Source organism: Corynebacterium sp. MSK032, assembly GCF_030232065.1.
GTDB classification, from domain to species: Bacteria; Actinomycetota; Actinomycetes; order Mycobacteriales; family Mycobacteriaceae; genus Corynebacterium; species Corynebacterium jeikeium_D.
Genome location: NZ_JASPJR010000006.1, coordinates 40740 through 59029, shown reverse-complemented (window position 1 = coordinate 59029; position 18290 = coordinate 40740). Strand labels below are relative to the sequence as shown.

Genomic DNA, 18290 nt, shown 5'->3' with positions numbered 1-18290 from the left:
TTAGTTGTCCTTCGAATCGGATGCTGTCTCGCTCTGCGTGCCTGGTGCGTTTGAAGGAAGGTCGACCATCGGTGGCTTCCGGCCTTCCACACCACCAAACGCAGCCAACACCTTTTCTTCGCCGTTGGAGCGCCTTATCTTCAGTTCCTTCACCAATGTGAGTCCGCCATGGACCGCGGCACCTGCGGCAGTGGCAGCCAGCAGTCCAACGCCGACCTTGTTCACGCTGGACTCCACTCCAATACCCGGGATTCCCGGCAGCTTATCGTAGAACGGAGTGAACTGGTCGAAGAAGTCCTTCTCAGTACAGCCAATACATGGGTGACCAGCACCAATTGGCCAACCGGACTTAAGGTTCCACTGCACGATTGGGCATGGGCTAAACGTGGATGGCCCCTTACAGCCGACCTCGTAAAGGCACCAGCCGTTTCGTGCGCCTTCGTCGTCGAAGGTTTTCACGAACTGACCGGCATCGTAATGCGCGCGACGCGGGCAGGAGTCGTGAATACGCTGGTCATAGGCAAACTTTGGCCGCCCCTCAGCGTCGACCTCCGGTGTCTTGCCATAAGTGAGTACGTACGTCAGGGTGGCCGTAATCACCTCACCAATCGGCGGACAACCAGAGACGTTAATCACCGGCTTGTCCTTGATAATCTCATCGACACCCTTGGCACCGGTCGGATTCGGCTTAGCAGCCTGGACAGAACCCCAGACTGCGCAGGCACCAACGGCCAGGATTGCCGTGGCCTTCTCAGCAGCCTCGAGCAGCACCTGTTCTGCCGACTTACCGCCAATGGTGCAGTACGCACCGTTCTCGCCGGTCGGAATCGAGCCATTGACCACCAGAATGTGATCCTCGGCATTCATGTCGTCCAAAGCCTTTTCAGCCGCATGCCCGGACGGTGCCATGAGCAGCTCGTTGTAGTCCATCGAAACCAGGTTCAGCACCACATCTTCAGCAGTGGTGCCTCCGGAACGCAATACGGATTCCATACATCCGGTACATTCCTGCAACTGCAGCCAAGCCACCTTCGGCTTCTTTACAGCCGAGAGCTTATCTGCGATTTCCTCCGCCGAGGGAGTCAGTGACTGCGCCGCAGCCTCACCGACATTCGGAGTTCCGGCGGCAAAAATTGCCGCCATAGTGCCACAAAACTTCATGAAACTGCGCCGTGAGACACCAGCTCTAGCGAGGTTTTCGCCGAGGGTCCCTTCCTGCCAATTCGCGCCACTAATCATTTTTTCGCTGCGCCTTCTGCTTAGTTATTAGGAATATTGGTTTCGAGGTTTTACAACTACCAAGGCCCATTGCCTATACATGGCCAAGTATAGCGACCTAAGAACAACCTGAATAATGGTGCTGCGCTGCGGTTATAACAAAATAATATGCAAGATAAATGTTGCGTAAATATAGCTCCAGGTACAGGTAGTGAACGTGAAAAACCGCCGCAGATTACAGCGGGATATCACCTATCCCCCACTAAGGTGGAGCGAAGCGAGGGGGGTAACGGGGCCGTCGTCAAGCATGCCGTGACGCCCCCATTGCTTCACGACGGCCCCCCGGCGCGCGCTTAATCAACCAGCGCAGGGTTGACCCAACGGAGCCATTCGTCGATGCCCTCCCCAGTCTTAGCGGAGACCTCAATCACCTTCACGCCTGGATTGACCTTTTCCAGGTTGGCGCGGAAGAGCTCCATGTCGAAGTCAAGGTACGGGGCAAGGTCCATCTTGTTGATAACCACTACCTGCACAGAGCGGAACATCACCGGGTACTTGACCGGCTTATCCTCCCCCTCGGTGATGGAGTAGACCATTGCCTTGCGAGTCTCACCGACCTCAAACTCAGCCGGACAGACAAGGTTTCCCACATTTTCAATCATGACCAGGTCAAGCGTGGCCAAATCCAGCCCCTCGAGCGCGCGGGAGACCATCGGGGCGTCCAAGTGGCATTCACCACCGAATCCGTTGCCCGTGTTCAGCAGCGAAATCTGTGCCCCGTAGCCCTCCAAGCGGTCGGCATCGAGAGCCGTCTCAATATCGCCCTCGATAATGCCGACGCGCAGCTTTCCCTGCGCAGCCGCCAGTGTCTTCTCCAACAGCGCAGTCTTGCCTGAACCCGGGGAGCTCATCAGGTTGATGGCTTCCACGCCATGCTCAGCAAGCAGCTCGCGATTATGCTCCGCGCGGTGGTCGTTCTCGCTGAAGATGTCCTCGAGGATGGTCACGCGTTCCACGCCGGTTTCATAACCCGAGTGGTCGCCGTGGCTAGTGTCATCGGGATCGGCGAGATGAACGTGGTCATGGCCGTGATGGTGGTCATGGTCGTGGTCATGATGATGGTGGTGATGGTGGTGTGCGTCATCGCCGTCATGCCGGTGGAAACGTCCCATGATAAAACCGTCTTTCCTACTTGTGCGTGTCGACGTCGATGTCGACGATTGTGAACTCTTCCCCCGAGATTACGCGTCCTGGCTTTCCACACGTGGGGCACAGCAGGCCGTCGAGTGGCCCCACCTGTTCGCGATGCCCGTGCGCGCATTCGACAACCGCAGGTACCCAGTCAATATCCAATTTCGCGTCCCCCAAACCGGTATCGCGACTGACGAAATCCCACGCGTATGAAAGGGTTTCTGGCACAACCTGCCGTAGAGCGCCTATCCGCAGGTGCACAGTGCGTACAGTTCGACCTTCGGCTGCTCTCGTGACAACCTTCGCTAACTGCATGCTCAACGCTACTTCGTGCACAATCTCCAAACTAGCAGTGCGAACGGACCCGAGCCGCTTACGTAAAGTTGAATGCATGGAAAAGGCAGGCGCGACCGGGGCGGGGATGGGTACGAGCATTCAACGCATTCGCTGGCGTATCGAAGGTATCGTCCAGGGGGTCGGATTCCGCCCTTTTGTCGCCACCATCGCCCGGCGCGCGGGTCTCGTCGGCTTCTGTGGCAACGATGAGCAGGGCGTATTCATCGAGGTAGAAGGCCCACCGGACGCCCTCGCTGCCTTCCGCAGCCAGCTTTTCACCGAACTGCCGGCGCTTGCCCGCATCATCAATCACTCCGCCGAGCACATCGCGACACTGGGCCATGAGCGCGAGTTCACCATCGTGCCCTCTCGCCACAGCTACTCCGGCCGCGCACTGCTTCCGCCCGACACTGCACTGTGCCCGGACTGCCGCCGTGAGTTTTTCGACCCTACCAACCCGCGCTACCTCTACCCTTTCATCTCCTGCACCAACTGCGGACCGCGCCTGTCCATCATCACTGAACTGCCCTACGACCGCCCGCGCACCACTATGGCGGCCTTTCCGATGTGCACCCCGTGCGAGCGCGAGTACACCGACCCTACCGACCGCCGCTATCACGCTCAGCCAATCAGCTGCTTCGACTGTGGCCCGCGTCTGAGCTGGCACGATGCAGGCGGCACCACCACCGCCACCTCCCGCGAGGAGGTTCTCGCGCTCTTTCGTCGCGCACACGCACTGCTTGACGACGGCGCCCTGCTCGCCGTCAAAGGTATTGGTGGTTTTCACCTGGTCTGCGATGCCACCAATGACGCTGCCTGCGAGAAACTACGGATGCGCAAACGTCGACCCGACAAACCGTTGGCGGTAATGGCCCCCACTGTTGACACCGCTGCCCAACTGGTTGAATTAACTGAGCAGGAGAAGCGTTTCCTCGACTCCCCTGAGGCACCGATTGTGATTGTACCGAAGCAGCGGTCGGGGCCGCTTTCCAATCTCATCGCACCGGGCCTCGACAGCTTCGGGATTATGCTTCCGTACTCAGGCATTCACCTGCTGCTTTGCGATCGCCCGCTCGTGGTCACCAGCGGCAACCTCAGTGGCGAGCCCGTCTGTACCGACAATGCCGACGCGCTGAAGAAGCTCGGTCACATCGCCGACGCTTTCATCCTCCACGACCGCGAAATCCACGTACCCGTTGAAGATTCGGTTTTCATCGGCACCGCCCCATCGCGCCGGTCCCGCGGCTTCGCTCCCGTCCCCGTTTCAATCACGCCCACCGATTCTCGTAGCCACACTGGCCCTGGCCCTGGCACTGGCCCTGGCACTGGCCCTGGCCCTGGCACCAGCACCCGGAGCACGTCCCAACCCACCATTTTCTCGACCGGCGGAGAGCTGAAGAACACTTTTGCTATCGCGCATGGGGACCTCGCTCACGTCTCCGCGCACATTGGCGACATGGGGTCGTGGGCCAGCCAGAAGGCCTACCAGAGAACAGTTGAACAGCTCCTTTCCATGCGCGACGCGACCCCGGAGCTTGTCGTCTGCGATCTTCATCCGGGCTACGCCACGACCGCCTTCGCCGAACGCTTCGCCGCCGAGCACGACATCGAACTCCTCGCAGTTCAGCACCACTTCGCACACGCGCTCTCCCTACTCGCGGAGCACCGTCTCCTCTCCCCCAATGCGGGTCATGCAGTTGTCGCCACTCTCGACGGGACCGGCTATGGCACCGATGGCACCATCTGGGGCGGCGAGATCCTCACGCTCAGTCGCAGTTCCACAACCTGGGAACGCACCTGGCACTGCCCCACTTTCCCGTTGGTCGGAGGCGATCGCGCCGTCACGCACCCGTGGCGGCTCGCCCTCGGTCTCGCGCACGAGTGGGAGCTTGACGACGACCACCTCCTGCGCAACCTCTCAAACGAGCGCGAAGTAACCCTGGTTGAAAGCCAGTTGGCGACGGGAGTTGGCACAGTGCAAACTTCATCTCTCGGCCGCATATTCGATGCCGCCGCAGCTCTGCTGCTTCCTCGCTGGCGCGGTGGCGGGGCCATCAGCTACGAGGCGCAAGCGGCCATGGAGTTGGAGGCAGCGGCGACTCGCTACGTGAGGTCACATGCGGAAGCGCTTGAAGCGGTCAGTTCAGAGACCAGACCAGTGCCCCTCCAGGAGGTTATCCGGGAGGCGGTAGCATCGCCCGACGCTGAGCAGGCCGCATTTGTGTTTCACTGTGGGGTCGCGGGTGTCGTCGGCAAGCGATTGGTGCAGGCTGCGGAGGAAGCCGGCACCGATGTTGTCGGCGTCAGCGGGGGTTGCGCGAATAATGCGCTGTTGATGGAGCTGCTGCGGCGCGAAGTTGCAGCTGAGGGCTTTACTCTGTTGCAGCATCAAATTGTGCCACCGGGCGATGGCGGCTTGAGTCTTGGCCAGGCGATGGCCGGTCGCCTGCTGGCGGCAACCGGCATGGATGTCTAGCAGATGCGCGGCAGCGGGTCGCCGACCAACATGTCCACCATGCGGGTGCCACCGAATCCGGTGACTAGCACCACGGAAGCGGCGGGCTCGTCCTCGATGGAGCCGATATCACGAGCCTCGGAAGCTCCGGCTGCGTGGAGCGCACTGAGCGCTGCCTCGGATTGCTCGGCGGGGACAACGGCGACGAAGGTGCCTTCATTGGCGACGTAGAGCGGATCGATGCCGAGCATGTCACAGGCGCCACGGGTCATGTCACGGACTGCAATGGATTCGTCGTCAAGCACGACACCAAGACCGGTGCCGCGGGCGAGCTCGTTGGCGACCGTGCCGAGGCCGCCGCGGGTGGCATCGCGCATCCAGCGAGTGCCGGGTGCAGCTTCAAGTAGCGCTTCGACCAGACCGTTGACAGCGCGGGTATCGGACTCAATAGGCGCGGCCAGAGCCAAGTCGCCGCGGGCGAGCATGACGGCCATGCCGTGATCGGCGATTGGACCGGAGACGAGGATGCGGTCTCCGGCCTCGATGTTTGCGTAGACAGATCCTGCCGTAGCGGCACCGGCGTAGTCGCCGCGGACCACGCCCACCCCGGCCGTGGTGATGTAGACCTGGTCACCTGCGCCCTTCGGCACAACCTTGGTGTCGCCGGCGACGATGCTCACCCCTGCGGCATCGGCAGCGACGCGCATACTCGCCACAATGCGGCGCAGAGTCGCAATCTCCAGCCCCTCTTCCAGAATGAACGATGCGGTCAGCGCCAGGGGCCTGGCTCCAGCTACCGCCAGATCGTTAATCGTGCCGTTGACGGCCAAATCCCCGATGTCGCCGCCCGGGAACTCGATGGGATTGACCACATAGGAGTCGGTGGACATTGCCAACCGCGCCCCACCATGTGCAGAAGCTGCCGCAGCCTCGACGACGGCATCGGCAGCGAACAGCCCGGAGTCGCCACCCTGCCCTAAAATTTCATTGCCATAGGCGTCGAAAAAGACCTGTTCAACCAGAGCTGCGGAGGCCTTTCCACCGGAGCCGTGTTGCAAGGTGACGTAGTCGTCGAGAAGCCTGAACGGACGTGCCCGAACGCGACCAATATTGGTGTTTACCTTGGCTTCGTTGGTGTTCAGACGATTCTTCGGCTGCATGCTCACTATCCCTAACTTCACAGCTGGTGGCGGACAAAACTGCTTGCGTCACTCGTCCTTCGAAAACGAGGTTCGCTGCCTCTGATGGTAGTCTCGATAAGTATTGCAAACGAGGAGAAGCGTATGTGTCTTGGTGTCCCTGCCGTCATCACAGAAGTCCACGATGCTGCCCGTGCAACAGTGGAAATTGGTGGCGTCGCACGCATGATTTCCACCGATTTACTTGTTGACGAGAACCTCACCGCCGGTGACTGGGTTCTCGTACATGTCGGTTTCGCCATGAGCAAGATCGACGAGGAAGAAGCCAGACTTTCGCTCCAGCAAATCAAACAGCTAGGCGGCGACACTTACGAGGATGAGCTGGAATCCTTCTCATCGTCACAGATCAACTGAGGGGCTGGACGGCACCATGAAATACGTTGACGAATTCCGCGATCCCGCCGCTGCGAAGAAGCTGCTCGCACGCATTGAACGCGAGGCCACCAAGCTGGAGAAGCCCATCGCGCTGATGGAAGTCTGTGGCGGGCACACGCACACCATTTACCGTTACGGCTTGGAAAACCTCCTACCCGAAAACATCGAGCTGATCCACGGGCCCGGCTGCCCCGTCTGCGTCATCCCCATGGGTCGCGTCGACGATGCCATTTGGCTGGCACAGCAGGAAGACGTCATTTTCACGACCTTCGGCGACATGATGCGTGTGCCGGGGTCCGAAACGTCGCTGATGCAGGCACGTGCGCGCGGCGCCGATGTGCGTTTTGTCTACTCGCCTCTCGACGCGCTGAAGATCGCCACCGACAACCCGGATAAGCAGGTCGTTTTCTTCGCTGTCGGGTTTGAGACAACCGCCCCGTCGACAGCCGTGACCGTTGAGGCCGCGCGCCGGCAGGGGGTGGAAAACTTCTCCGTATTTTCCAACCACGTACTCATCGAGCCGCCACTGCGCGCCATCGTCAACGGCGGCGAAACCAAGGTCGATGGTTTCATCGGCCCAGGTCACGTGGCTACAACCACCGGCACGGACGCCTTTGAGTTCCTGCCGCGCGAGTTTAATCTGCCAGTGGCGGTCACCGGTTTTGAGCCATTGGATGTGCTCCAGGCCGTCGTCATGCTGCTGGATCAATTCGTCAGCGGCGACGTTGCTGCCGGTAAGTCGCGGGTGGACAACCAGTACGCGCGCGTCGTTCGCTCCTCCGGCAACACCACCGCGCAGAAACTTATGGACCGCGTCTTTTCCCTCCGCGACACCTTCGAGTGGCGTGGCCTCGGCTGGATTGAAAACTCCGGCCTCGGCATCTCTGAGGAATACGCGGTATTCGACGCCGAGCGCCGTTTCCAGGTGCCGGGGCGCCGTATCCCAGATCCCGTGACCTGCGAATGCGGCTCTGTGCTCACCGGCCACATCAAGCCCTGGCAGTGCGCGGTCTTCGGCACCGCCTGCACCCCGGCGACCCCCATCGGCACCTGCATGGTCTCCCCCGAAGGCGCGTGTGCGGCGTACTACAACTTCGGCCGCATCGATCGGAAGGTCACCGAGAACCTGGCGAAATCCCGCCGCTAGTTACTCCGTCATTCCCGCACGCGCGAGCGCTGCCACCGCCTGCTTTACGACGGGCGCGTCAATCATCTCGCCATCGAGCTGGAAGGCGCCAGTGTGCGTACCTGCGTGATCGACAATCTTCCGGGCGCGGGCGAGCGTTGCTTCCGACGGCTTGTATGCCTTGCGCACCGGCGGCACCATCGCCGGATGGATGCAGGCCGTAGCCAGGAAACCACAGCCCACGGCATCGAGAGCCTCTAGGTACTGGCCGCGCTCATCGCGAAAGTCAGTATGAACGGCATCAATGGCGGCAATACCCGCCGCAGCTGCATGCACCTGAACGAGTGCACGAGCCAATCGCTGCGGATCGCGGTAGTGGCGACGAGGGTTTTCATCCACACTCTGGCGCGAGGACACGCCACCGAGTTCGGCGGTCAGGTCTTCGGCGCCCCAGAACAGACCCACAACGTCCGGGTGCGTGGCAATCTGCTGGATATTAATCATGGCCTGTGGGGTTTCAATCATCGCGATGATCTTCAGCCCCTCGAGCTCTGCGGAGATGGAGTCTCGAATCTTGGGCACCATGACGATGTCGTAATCACATGCACGGGCAAAGGCGACATCCTCTGCGAAGGTCGGAGTCCCGGGACCGGTAATCCGAAGAATAGTCGTCTCCGGGTCGAGCGGATTGTTGATGATGTTCGCACGTGCCTGCTCGTGATTGTCAACGGCAGCGCCGTCTTCCAGGTCAATGATGACCATGTCCGATCGTTCAGCAGCTTTCTGGAAACGTTCCGGACGGTCAGCCGGGGCGAAGAGTAGCGCCGGGCCAGAGGGAAGCCAAGGGAAGGTCTGTTCACCATCGAGGGAGCTAAAGCCTGTCATAGCTCCTAACCTAATTGAAAACTCGAATCACCTTCGCGCAGGGGCTCCCCCAAGAGACAACAAAACCCGCGTTGTGGCATCCATAGAGTGGAAACCACAACGCGGGCTTGCTGAGTTTTTCAGCCTTTTGCGATTAGTCGCGGTACAGCAGCAGCGCATCGCCCTGACCGCCGCCACCGCACAAGGACACACCAGCTCGCCCCGAACCGCGACGGGTCAGCTCCATCGCAGCGGTCAGAGTCAGGCGGGCACCAGAGCAGCCAATCGGATGGCCGAGGGCAATCGCGCCACCGTGGATGTTGGTCTTCTCCAGCGGGTAGTCCAGCTCACGCAGGGACTTGACGGCCACCGCACCAAATGCCTCGTTGATCTCGATGAAGTCGAGCTCCTGCGCATCCCACTCAGCGCGACGCAGGGCCTCCTTCAAAGAGTCCGCAGGCTGAGCGTGCAGGGAGTTATCCGGACCTGCGGTCTGGCCAGCCTTGCCCACAACTGCGAGGTAGTCCAGGCCGTGCTTTTCTGCGTAGGCACGCGATGCCAGCACAGCTGCTGCGGCACCGTCGGAAATCGGCGAGGAGTTACCGGCAGTGATGGTGCCGTTTTCCTTCAGGAAGACCGGGCGCAGCTTAGCCAGGGTCTCCACCGTGGTCTCCGGGCGAATGCCTTGGTCGGTGTCGACAACTACCGGGTCACCCTTGCGCTGCGGAATCTCGATTGGAGCGATTTCCTGCGCGAAAATACCGTCTTCCTGCGCCTTAGCCGCACGCTGGTGAGAAGCGGCCGCAACCTCGTCCTGCTGCTCGCGGCTAATGCCGAGGTCGCTGTTCGGACCGTCGGTAAGCGTACCCATGGACACACCATCGAAGGAGTCGACCAGACCGTCGCGCTCCAAGGTGTCCTCCAGCTTCAGCGCACCGAAGGACTTGCCCTGACGAACACCGCGTGCAACGTGCGGAGCGTGCGTCATGGACTCCTGACCACCTGCAACAACGACGTCTGCATCACCGAGACGAATCAGGCGAGCGGCGTGAATGACAGCGTTTAGACCCGAGAGACAGACCTTGTTAACGATCTCAGCAGTCGTATTCCATGGCAGACCTGCCTTAATGGCGACCTGTCGAGCCGGGTTCTGGCCAGCACCTGCGAGAATCACCTGGCCCATTACGACGTGCTGAACCTCTTCCGGGGCAACGCCGGAACGCTGGACAGCGTGCTTGACAGCATGTGCGCCGAGTTCGACGGAAGTAAGCGGTGCCAGCTGACCGAGCAGCTTGCCCTGCGGGGTGCGGGCACCAGCGAGGATAACGACATCATTCGGGCTGGGAGCTGGAAGGTTACTCATGGATGGATTCTCCTAAGTCAAAACTGATGAGTGTGGACTGACCATGATTGCTGCGTATTTAATTCTCGAGGTCAGCCACGTATGCGGCTTCGGTGTTGGCCTCGATATCTGCCAGCGTCACCCCAGGTGCCAGCCTGCGTAGCACCAGGTGATCATCAGCGACATCGAAGCTTCCCAGGTTGCTAATAATCCTTTTCACTACTTTTGCACCTGTGAGGGGCAGTTCGCAGGCTTTTACCAATTTTGGTTTGCCATCTTTGGAAACATGATCGGTCAAAACCACCACTCGAGGGGTACCGGCGACCAAGTCCATCGCGCCGCCCATGCCCTTGACCATCTTTCCCGGAATCATCCAATTGGCCAGGTCACCGCACTGGCTCACCTCCATCGCACCCAACACGGCCATTTTCACGGCACCGCCGCGAATCATGCCGAAACTGGTGGCGGAGTCGAAGATTGCCGCGCCCGGCACCAATGTCACGGTCTGCTTCCCCGCATTGATGAGGTCAGCATCCTCTTCGCCTTCATATGGGAAGGCACCCATTCCCAGAATTCCGTTTTCACTCTGCAGCAGAACGCGCACGCCTTCGGGAATATGGTTTGCCACCAGTGTCGGAATGCCGATGCCCAGATTCACATAGTCGCCATCGCGCAGCTCTTCAGCGGCCTGCTGTGCCATCTCGTCACGGCTCCAGCCCTTGTCCATAATTGTCTTCGCAGGTGCCATTTAAATCTCCTCCCCTGCTGCCGCGTCACCGGCATCGTGGCTGGAATCGGTATTGCGTGGCCGAGTTGTGCGCTTTTCAATGAGCTTCTCGCGTCCGTCACCGCGAACGATGTGCTGGATATGCACACCCGGAGTCATCACCAGATCTGCGTCGATCTCGCCGCGGCCAAGCAAGTGCTCCACCTCTGCAACGGTCACGTTGCCGGATGCTGCGCACAGCGGGTTGAAGTTCTGCGCGGTCCGGCGATATACAAGGTTGCCGTCAATATCGCCGTGGTAGGCGTGCACCAGGCCGATGTCGGCAACGATGCCACGCTCCTGCACGTAGGTCTGTCCGTCGAAGTCGGCGTGGGGCTTGCCCTCTGCAACGAGCGTGCCGACGCCGGTTGCGGTGTAGAATGCGGGAATACCTGCGCCACCTGCGCGAAGCCGCTCTGCCAGCGTTCCCTGAGGGGTGAACTCCACCTCGATTTCTCCTTCGAGGTACTGGCGAGCAAACTCCTTGTTCTCGCCGACGTAGGAGGCCACTACCTTTGCCACCTGCTTGTTCTCCAGCAGAATGCCGAGCCCAGTGCCGTCAATGCCCATGTTGTTGGACACGATGGTGAGGTCTTTTGCCCCGGAGTCGCGCACGCCCTCGATGAGGGTATATGGCACACCGCAAAGGCCGAAACCGCCGACTGCCAGGGTCATTCCATCAGTGACGAGGCCTGCGACAAGCTCGCGACCGGTCTGATCAGTTGTTTTTGACATTGTTCTACACCCAGCCCAGGATTCGCGGAGCCATCTCACGCATCTCAACCTTGCGAACCTTGCCCGACGCGGTCATCGGGAACTCCTCGACGACGTGGACGTAGCGCGGAATCTTGTGACGCGACAGCTTGCCGTGGGCAAACGCCGCCACATCCTCGGCGGTGAGGTCTTCCACATCGTCGTGCAGAATTACCCATGCCATGATTTCTTCGCCATACTTGTCATCCGGCACGCCGATGACCTGTGCATCGACAACAGCCGGGTGTGTGAACAGGAACTCTTCAATCTCGCGCGGGTAGATGTTCTCACCACCGCGGATGAGCATGTCCTTGATACGTCCGGTGATGGACAGGTAGCCCTCGTCGTCAAGCACGCCCAGGTCGCCGGTGTGCATCCAGCCGTCGGCGTCGATGGCCTCGGCGGTCTTTTCCGGGTGCTCCCAGTACTCCTTCATCACGGAGTATCCACGGACGACGACCTCGCCCTGTTCGCCTCGTGGTAGGGTCTCGCCGGTTTCTTCACAGATGATGCGGGCTTCCAGGTGCGGCATGATCTGCCCGACGGTGTTGACGCGCTTTTCCAGCGGGGAATCCGCGCGGGTCTGGAAGGACACCGGCGAAGTCTCGGTCATGCCGTAACAGATGGCAATCTCACGCATATTGAGCTTGTCCATCACATCACGCATGGTCTTCGACGGGCACGAGGTACCTGCCATCACACCTGTGCGCAGCAGCGACAGGTCGTAAGGGGAGCCGTATTCCTCCTGGTCGTGGGCTTCTTCAAGCTCATTGATGAACATCGTCGGCACGCCGTAGAGGCTGGTGGCCTTAGCCGAGTGCACAGCCTTGAGCGTTTCACGCGCCTTAAACGACGGAGCCGGAATGACAATAGCGGCACCGTGGGTGAAGGCGGCGAAGGTGCCAATCACCATGCCGAAGGTGTGGAAGAACGGCACCGGCACACAGATGCGGTCGGCCTCGGTGTAGCCCAACAGCTCACCGATGAAGTAACCATTGTTCAGCAGGTTGCGGTGCGTCAGCGTAGCGCCCTTGGGAAAGCCTGTCGTGCCCGAGGTGAACTGGATGTTGATCGGATCATCCGGCTTCAGCTGGGAGGTGTACTCGCTCAGGTCATCGATTTCGCTGTGCATGTGCTCGTACCACTCGGAGGAGCCGAAGTAGATGACCTTGTCCAGGCGCACACCGCGCTGCTTGGAGGCCTCGATCAGCATGGTTCGGTAATCGGAGTCCTTGTAGCGGCGGGCGGCAAACACCATACGCACACCTGCCTTTTCCAACACGTAGTTCAGCTCGTGCTGGCGGTAAGCCGGGTTGATGTTGACCAGCACCAGGCCGATGTGGTGGCAGGCGTACTGCACCACGGTCCACTCCCAGCGGTTGGTGGACCAAATGCCGATACGATCTCCTGGACGGTAGCCCTCACGGATGAAAGCGCTGGCCAGACGCAGAACTCGGTTGTAGAAACGCTCAAAGGTAAAGGAGACATCCGCGTAGACGTCAACGACGGCATCGCGGGACGGGAATTTCTCCACAATCGCACGCAGGTTCTCACCGAGAGTCTCATCGCGAAGTGGAGCGGCACCTTGCTCGACACCGGCGCCGAACACGTGGCTCATCTTGTTGCCATCAGCATCGACAACATCCTTGCCGTATGGTGCCGGCACAGTGGTGAAGCCCTCCGGCAGCTTCGAAGGATCAGCAGTGCGCTGTTCTGCGTGGTTCTTCAATGTCGCGGTCATGGGGAGATCTCCTTGGTTTAAGTGACTCCGCATAGTGCGGAGTGTGAGAGGGAATTGTGTTCTTTAGGGGGATAAATCAGTGGTAGTTACCGGCTGTGGGACTAACCGGTTACAGCGGCTCGCCGAGCAATGGCTTCTGCTTGACGGAAGAGCGGCGCATCCACCATCTGGCCGTCAAAACTGAAGGCACCGGTGTTCTTTTCCGCTTCCGCCAAGAGCCGACGCGCCCAGTCAATCTCCTCGTCGCTAGGGCGATAAGCCTGGCGGATTGTCGGGACCTGACCTGGGTGAATACAGACGGTGGCAGCGAATCCCAACGCAGCGGCATCGGCTGCCTCCGCAGCTAGCCCATCCGCGTCGGAGATATTGACGTAGATGGAATCCAGACTGGCCTTACCGTGCGCCGCTGCCGCCAGGTGAACGTGGCTGCGGGTATGTACCGCCACACTGCGGTAGCTGCCCGCATAGATACGGCCCGGCGCGAGTGCAGCCTCTGCTTCGCTAAAGCGTGATGACGTTCCCGCCAAGCCCGCCACCAGGTCCTCTGCGCCCCAGAACAGCGCAACGACGCCATCGGCCTGCGCCAGCTCTTCGGCGCGCATGACCCCAAGCGGAGTTTCGATGAGGGCAATGACCTGGGTCTTCTCCCCCAGTGCCGCTAGCAACTCATCCACTTGCTGCGCCGAGGAAGCCTTGGGCAGCATCACCTGGCGGAAAGCGGTGCCACGCAGCATGTCAATATCCGCTGCGTAGTCCTCAACCTCCGGTGGATTGACACGCACAATGGTGCGGGCCGGATCGAGGTCACAGGAGACGATAGCCTCGCGGGCAGCCTCACGGTTTTCTGCGCGACAGCCATCCTCCAGATCCAGAATCACCATGTCGGCGCGGTCAGCAGCTTTGCCGAATCGCTCTGGCCGATCGGCCGGCGCAAACAGAATTGCAGGGCCCAGCGGCTGCCAGGAGTTATGCGTAGACATGAGCCACTCACTTCCCCGCTGAAGCTGCGTTCTCGGAGCCGTCGTCAAGCGAAGTCGGTGCGCATTGGACGAGCGTGGAACGGACTGCGCGGCAGACGACGGTGCCGTCCTGGTTGCGTCCAATGTGCTCGAGCTCGACAATGCCCTGGTTGGGGCGGGACTTGGACAGGCGCTTGTTACGGCAGACGGTCTCTGCGTACAGGGTGTCGCTGTGGAACATCGGTGCGGGAAACGCCACTTCGGTGAAGCCGAGGTTGGCGACGATGGTGCCGAGCGTCAGCTGCCCGACAGACAGCCCGACAACCGTCGACAGCGTCCACATCGAATTGACCAGGCGCTCGCCTCCGAATCCCGGCTGCTGGCTCGACCAGTGCGCATCCAGATGCAGTGGCTGGGTGTTCATGGTCAGCGTCGTGAAGAGGACGTCATCGGTTTCAGTGACGGTTCGCCCCGGACGGTGCAGGTAACGCGCGCCAACCTCGTACTCTTCGAACCACAGTCCGCGCTGCACGACGTCGCGGGTGACGTCGGTTGCGTTGTTGTCAGCCATTTTTACAGCCCCAATCCGCGCGCGATCAGCATGAGCTGCACTTCGGTGGTGCCCTCGCCGATCTCCAGGATCTTGGAGTCGCGGTAGTGGCGTGCCACGCGGTACTCGTTCATGAACCCGTAGCCGCCGAAAATCTGCGTCGCGTCGCGCGCGTTGTCCATCGCAGCCTCCGAGGCAATCATCTTGGCGATGTACGCTTCACGACGGAACTCTGCGCCCGCGGCCATCTTTGCGGCTGCGTCGTACCACGCCATCCGTGCGGCATGCGCACGCGCTTCCATACGGGCAATCTTGAAGGAAACAGCCTGGTACTCGCCGATTGCACGGCCCATGGAGTGACGTTCCTTGGCGTGGCGAACCGACTCATCAACACAACCCTGCGCAGCACCGGTGGCAAGCGCTGCGATTGCGACACGCCCCTCGGCCAAGATGGACAGGAAGTTAGCGAAGCCGCGACCACGGGTGCCCAGCAGGTTCTCCTGCGGGACGCGAACATCGGTGAAGGTCAGTGGGTGGGTGTCGGAGGCATTCCAACCGACCTTGTCGTAAGCCGGTTCCGCGACAAAGCCCTCCGTGCCACTCGGCACGATGATGGTAGAAATCTCCTTCTTGCCATCTTCCTTCTGGCCGGTGACTGCGGTGACAGTAACCAGCGAAGTAATATCCGTGCCGGAGTTGGTGATGAACTGCTTGGCGCCGTTGATGACGAAATCATCGCCGTCTTCACGGGCTGTGGTGCGGGTGGCGCCGGCGTCGGAACCTGCATCCGGCTCGGTGAGACCAAAGCCAGCGAGCTTCTTACCAGCAGTCAGCTCGGGCAGGTAGGTCTCCTTCTGCTTGTCATTGCCGAAGTGGAAGATTGGCATGGCGCCCAAACCAACGCCGGCTTCCAGGGTGATAGCGACCGACTGATCGACTTTAGCCAGCTCCTCCAGGGCGATACCGAAGGACAGGTAGTCACCGCCCATGCCACCGACTTCCTCGGGGAATGGCAGACCGAACAGGCCCATTTCGCCCATCTGCGAGACAATCTCGTACGGGAAAGTGTGGTTGCGGTCGTGCTCGGCGGAAACCGGGTCGACAACTTCGTTGGCAAATTCGCGAACTACTTTCTGCAGTTCCACGTATTCGTCGTCGAGGATGGCGGTTGCAATCTTGGTGCTTTCGGACATGATGAGTGCTCCTTAAAAGATTTTGTAGGTGTGGGACTTGATTGGCGTTAGACCTGGTTGGTGCGTTTCGTGTGGGTTTTTATTCCTCGGCTTCGGCCACAGTGATGACCGCCAGCTGCTGGTCACCGGTGACCTGATCGCCCGGCGCGACGGTGAAGCTGACCTCACCCGCAATTTCGGCAGTGAGAGTGTGCTCCATCTTCATGGCCTCCATGGCCAACAGAGCATCACCAACTTCGACGCGGGTTCCCTCCTCCACCGCCAACGCGATAATCGCGCCGGGCATCGGAGCTTGGATGACTCCCGAGCCTCCGGCATCGGCTTCGGCTCCGGTGGTGACTACCTCGGTGCGAGGCAGCACCCACGTGCCGTGAGCGCCGGCGACGACGTATTCTTCATGGTTCGCAGCCCCCGCATTGTCGATGGTCTCGACCAGGAAGTGCTGTGCGACACCGTCGCGGACGATGCGCAGGTGTTCCCCGTCGCGGTAGACCGAAACCTTGTAGTTTCGCGGTTCTGGAACGTCGATCTCTTCGTTCTCCGCCTCGGCGGACAGGCCCGCGACCACATCACCAACGATGACGTCGGCGCTCGACGGCGTGCCCACAATCGAGATCAGACGCGAGTCCTCCCCTGCCCCAAAGCGAATGCGCTGCGCGGCAGGCGCACTGGCACGCCAGCCATCCGGGGTCAGCCACGGTGAGTCGGTGGCTTGTTCAAAGCGGGAAGTCAGCCAGTCCATCGCAGCGGCGAGGTAGACATCGTCCGGTGTTTCGGAGGTGGCGAAGCCTTCCGCCACGCGGTCGAGCAGACCGGTATCAAGATCGCCGGCGCGAACCTCGGGGACGTTCAGCAGGTAGCGACAAAAGTCGATATTGACTCCGACACCTGCGACAACGGTGTCTCCGAGCGCTCGGTCCAACCGCTCGAGCGCCTGCTCACGGTTTTCCCCATGGGAGATGATCTTCATCAACATCGGGTCATAGAGAGATGAGACCTCGGAACCGTCGACAATGCCGGAATCCACCCGGATTCCCGCCCCGCTCGGCTCGACGACACGTGTGACCGTGCCACCGGTGGGCAGGAATCCCGCCGCCGGGTCTTCGGCATACACGCGAGCTTCAATCGAGTGACCGGTGAGAGTTACATCTTCCTGAGCAACCGGCAGTGGGCGTCCCGAGGCAATGTCAACCTGCAGCGCCACCAGATCCAGGCCAGTGACCTGCTCAGTCACGGGGTGCTCGACCTGCAAGCGCGTGTTCATCTCCATGAAGAAGAACGACGACGGGTCCTTTGCCGGCACAATGAACTCCACCGTGCCCGCGCCGACGTAGCCAACCGAGCGTGCCGCGTCACAGGCCGCTTCACCAATTGCGCTCCGCGTTTCCTCATCCAGCAGAGGGCTCGGCGCTTCCTCGATGACCTTCTGATGGCGACGCTGCAGCGAGCACTCACGCTCGCCCAAGTGGATTACATTGCCGTGTTTATCTGCGAGAATCTGCACCTCGATATGCCGCGGGGTGTCGACGAAGTGCTCGATGAACAGGGAGTCATCGCCGAAGGCACCCGCCGCTTCACGACGAGCTGTTGCGAGTGCTGCCGGCAGGTCAGCAGCATTTTCCACGCGGTGCATCCCCTTGCCGCCACCGCCTGCCGACGGCTTAATCAGTACCGGAAAGCCAATCGATGGGGCTGCCTCAATGAGGTCCTCGTCGCTAAGCCCGGGGCGAGACAGACCCGGCACGGTGGGAACATCGCGGGCTTCGACGGCAGCGCGGGCGGAGATTTTGTCACCCATGGTGTTGATGGCACTGGCCGGTGGGCCAATGAATTCAATACCTGCTTCCTCACAGGCGGTCGCGAAGTCTGCGTTTTCAGACAGAAAGCCGTAACCGGGGTGGATTCCGTCTGCGTCGCAGCGGCGAGCGGCATCGATAATCTTGTCGATAACCAGGTAGGACTCACGTGCCGGAGATGGGCCAATGTGGATGGCCATATCCGCCATGCGGACGTGAGGGGCGTCGGCATCGGCATCCGAGTAGACCGCGACGGAGCGAATTCCGTTGTCACGAAGGGTTCGAATAATGCGGCAGGCAATCTCCCCGCGGTTTGCGACCAATACGGTACTCAGGCTGCCGCCAGCTGCGTGGGGCTGCGTGTTGTGCGCTGTCATGTGCCCTGTGTTTCCTTTCCAGAAAATGCGGTGTCGAGAGTTTTTAGCT

General features: G+C 60.6%; 16 protein-coding genes. 3 read left to right on the top strand and 13 right to left on the bottom strand.

Going from position 1 to position 18290, the window contains the following annotated elements:
- The 3 genes from QP995_RS04835 to QP995_RS04825 form a co-directional block, all read right to left on the bottom strand.
- A complete protein-coding gene (locus QP995_RS04835) occupies nt 1-1239 on the bottom strand; it encodes a hydrogenase small subunit (protein ID WP_284852973.1) in 1239 nt (412 codons plus the stop codon).
- A 332-nt stretch (nt 1240-1571) separates the two neighbouring features.
- A complete protein-coding gene (hypB, locus tag QP995_RS04830; protein ID WP_070566216.1) occupies nt 1572-2390 on the bottom strand; it encodes a hydrogenase nickel incorporation protein HypB in 819 nt (272 codons plus the stop codon).
- Between the two features lie 16 nt (nt 2391-2406).
- Complete coding sequence (locus tag QP995_RS04825) at nt 2407-2802, bottom strand: hydrogenase maturation nickel metallochaperone HypA (RefSeq protein WP_049172778.1); 396 nt, start codon at nt 2800-2802, stop codon at nt 2407-2409.
- Between QP995_RS04825 and QP995_RS04820 the strand changes: the two genes are divergently transcribed.
- Nucleotides 2801-5221 (top strand): carbamoyltransferase HypF, encoded by a 2421-nt coding sequence (locus QP995_RS04820; protein ID WP_284852972.1) that lies wholly within the window; start codon nt 2801-2803, stop codon nt 5219-5221. The two genes, QP995_RS04825 and QP995_RS04820, sit on opposite strands and share 2 nt — an antisense overlap.
- Here the strand turns inward: QP995_RS04820 and hypE are convergent.
- Nucleotides 5218-6360, bottom strand: coding sequence for a hydrogenase expression/formation protein HypE (hypE, locus tag QP995_RS04815; protein ID WP_284852971.1), 1143 nt, complete (start codon nt 6358-6360; stop codon nt 5218-5220). The genes QP995_RS04820 and hypE overlap by 4 nt on opposite strands.
- 123 nt (nt 6361-6483) lie before the next feature.
- On the opposite strand from hypE, the gene QP995_RS04810 reads away from it, so the two are divergent.
- Complete coding sequence (locus QP995_RS04810) at nt 6484-6753, top strand: HypC/HybG/HupF family hydrogenase formation chaperone (protein WP_049172773.1); 270 nt, start codon at nt 6484-6486, stop codon at nt 6751-6753.
- 16 nt (nt 6754-6769) lie between these two features.
- Nucleotides 6770-7921, top strand: coding sequence for a hydrogenase formation protein HypD (gene hypD / locus QP995_RS04805; RefSeq protein WP_070652868.1), 1152 nt, complete (start codon nt 6770-6772; stop codon nt 7919-7921).
- Here the strand turns inward: hypD and QP995_RS04800 are convergent, their stop codons facing one another.
- The 9 genes from QP995_RS04800 to QP995_RS04760 form a co-directional block, all read right to left on the bottom strand.
- Nucleotides 7922-8785: an HpcH/HpaI aldolase/citrate lyase family protein gene (locus QP995_RS04800; RefSeq protein WP_284852970.1), complete on the bottom strand. Its 864-nt coding sequence runs from the start codon at nt 8783-8785 to the stop codon at nt 7922-7924.
- Nucleotides 8786-8918: 133 nt separating this feature from the next.
- Nucleotides 8919-10127: an acetyl-CoA C-acetyltransferase gene (locus QP995_RS04795; RefSeq protein WP_284852969.1), complete on the bottom strand. Its 1209-nt coding sequence runs from the start codon at nt 10125-10127 to the stop codon at nt 8919-8921.
- Between the two features lie 58 nt (nt 10128-10185).
- Entirely contained in the window at nt 10186-10854 is a 669-nt protein-coding gene (locus tag QP995_RS04790) for a CoA transferase subunit B (protein WP_284852968.1), read from the bottom strand.
- The gene (locus QP995_RS04785) at nt 10855-11607 is read right to left on the bottom strand and encodes a CoA transferase subunit A (protein ID WP_284852967.1); all 753 of its coding nucleotides are present in this window, start codon (nt 11605-11607) and stop codon (nt 10855-10857) included.
- A gap of 4 nt (nt 11608-11611) precedes the next feature.
- Nucleotides 11612-13366, bottom strand: coding sequence for an AMP-binding protein (locus QP995_RS04780; RefSeq protein WP_016422174.1), 1755 nt, complete (start codon nt 13364-13366; stop codon nt 11612-11614).
- Between the two features lie 101 nt (nt 13367-13467).
- On the bottom strand, nt 13468-14346 hold the full coding sequence (locus tag QP995_RS04775; RefSeq protein WP_070606698.1) for an HpcH/HpaI aldolase/citrate lyase family protein: 879 nt from the start codon (nt 14344-14346) through the stop codon (nt 13468-13470).
- A 7-nt stretch (nt 14347-14353) separates the two neighbouring features.
- Entirely contained in the window at nt 14354-14896 is a 543-nt protein-coding gene (locus QP995_RS04770; protein ID WP_284852966.1) for a MaoC family dehydratase, read from the bottom strand.
- A gap of 2 nt (nt 14897-14898) precedes the next feature.
- Nucleotides 14899-16068, bottom strand: a complete 1170-nt coding sequence (locus QP995_RS04765) for an acyl-CoA dehydrogenase family protein (protein ID WP_048731615.1) — start codon at nt 16066-16068, stop codon at nt 14899-14901.
- 79 nt (nt 16069-16147) lie between these two features.
- A complete protein-coding gene (locus QP995_RS04760) occupies nt 16148-18241 on the bottom strand; it encodes an ATP-binding protein (RefSeq protein WP_284852965.1) in 2094 nt (697 codons plus the stop codon).
- Nucleotides 18242-18290: the final 49 nt, after the last annotated feature.

Coding starts and splice junctions, on each gene's coding strand:
- QP995_RS04835 (WP_284852973.1), bottom strand. CDS start 1,239: ATGATTAGTGGCGCGAATTGGCAGGAAGGGACCCTCGGCGAAAACCTC.
- hypB (WP_070566216.1), bottom strand. CDS start 2,390: ATGGGACGTTTCCACCGGCATGACGGCGATGACGCACACCACCATCAC.
- QP995_RS04820 (WP_284852972.1), top strand. CDS start 2,801: ATGGAAAAGGCAGGCGCGACCGGGGCGGGGATGGGTACGAGCATTCAA.
- QP995_RS04825 (WP_049172778.1), bottom strand. CDS start 2,802: ATGCATTCAACTTTACGTAAGCGGCTCGGGTCCGTTCGCACTGCTAGT.
- hypE (WP_284852971.1), bottom strand. CDS start 6,360: ATGCAGCCGAAGAATCGTCTGAACACCAACGAAGCCAAGGTAAACACC.
- QP995_RS04810 (WP_049172773.1), top strand. CDS start 6,484: ATGTGTCTTGGTGTCCCTGCCGTCATCACAGAAGTCCACGATGCTGCC.
- hypD (WP_070652868.1), top strand. CDS start 6,770: ATGAAATACGTTGACGAATTCCGCGATCCCGCCGCTGCGAAGAAGCTG.
- QP995_RS04800 (WP_284852970.1), bottom strand. CDS start 8,785: ATGACAGGCTTTAGCTCCCTCGATGGTGAACAGACCTTCCCTTGGCTT.
- QP995_RS04795 (WP_284852969.1), bottom strand. CDS start 10,127: ATGAGTAACCTTCCAGCTCCCAGCCCGAATGATGTCGTTATCCTCGCT.
- QP995_RS04790 (WP_284852968.1), bottom strand. CDS start 10,854: ATGGCACCTGCGAAGACAATTATGGACAAGGGCTGGAGCCGTGACGAG.
- QP995_RS04785 (WP_284852967.1), bottom strand. CDS start 11,607: ATGTCAAAAACAACTGATCAGACCGGTCGCGAGCTTGTCGCAGGCCTC.
- QP995_RS04780 (WP_016422174.1), bottom strand. CDS start 13,366: ATGACCGCGACATTGAAGAACCACGCAGAACAGCGCACTGCTGATCCT.
- QP995_RS04775 (WP_070606698.1), bottom strand. CDS start 14,346: ATGTCTACGCATAACTCCTGGCAGCCGCTGGGCCCTGCAATTCTGTTT.
- QP995_RS04770 (WP_284852966.1), bottom strand. CDS start 14,896: ATGGCTGACAACAACGCAACCGACGTCACCCGCGACGTCGTGCAGCGC.
- QP995_RS04765 (WP_048731615.1), bottom strand. CDS start 16,068: ATGTCCGAAAGCACCAAGATTGCAACCGCCATCCTCGACGACGAATAC.
- QP995_RS04760 (WP_284852965.1), bottom strand. CDS start 18,241: ATGACAGCGCACAACACGCAGCCCCACGCAGCTGGCGGCAGCCTGAGT.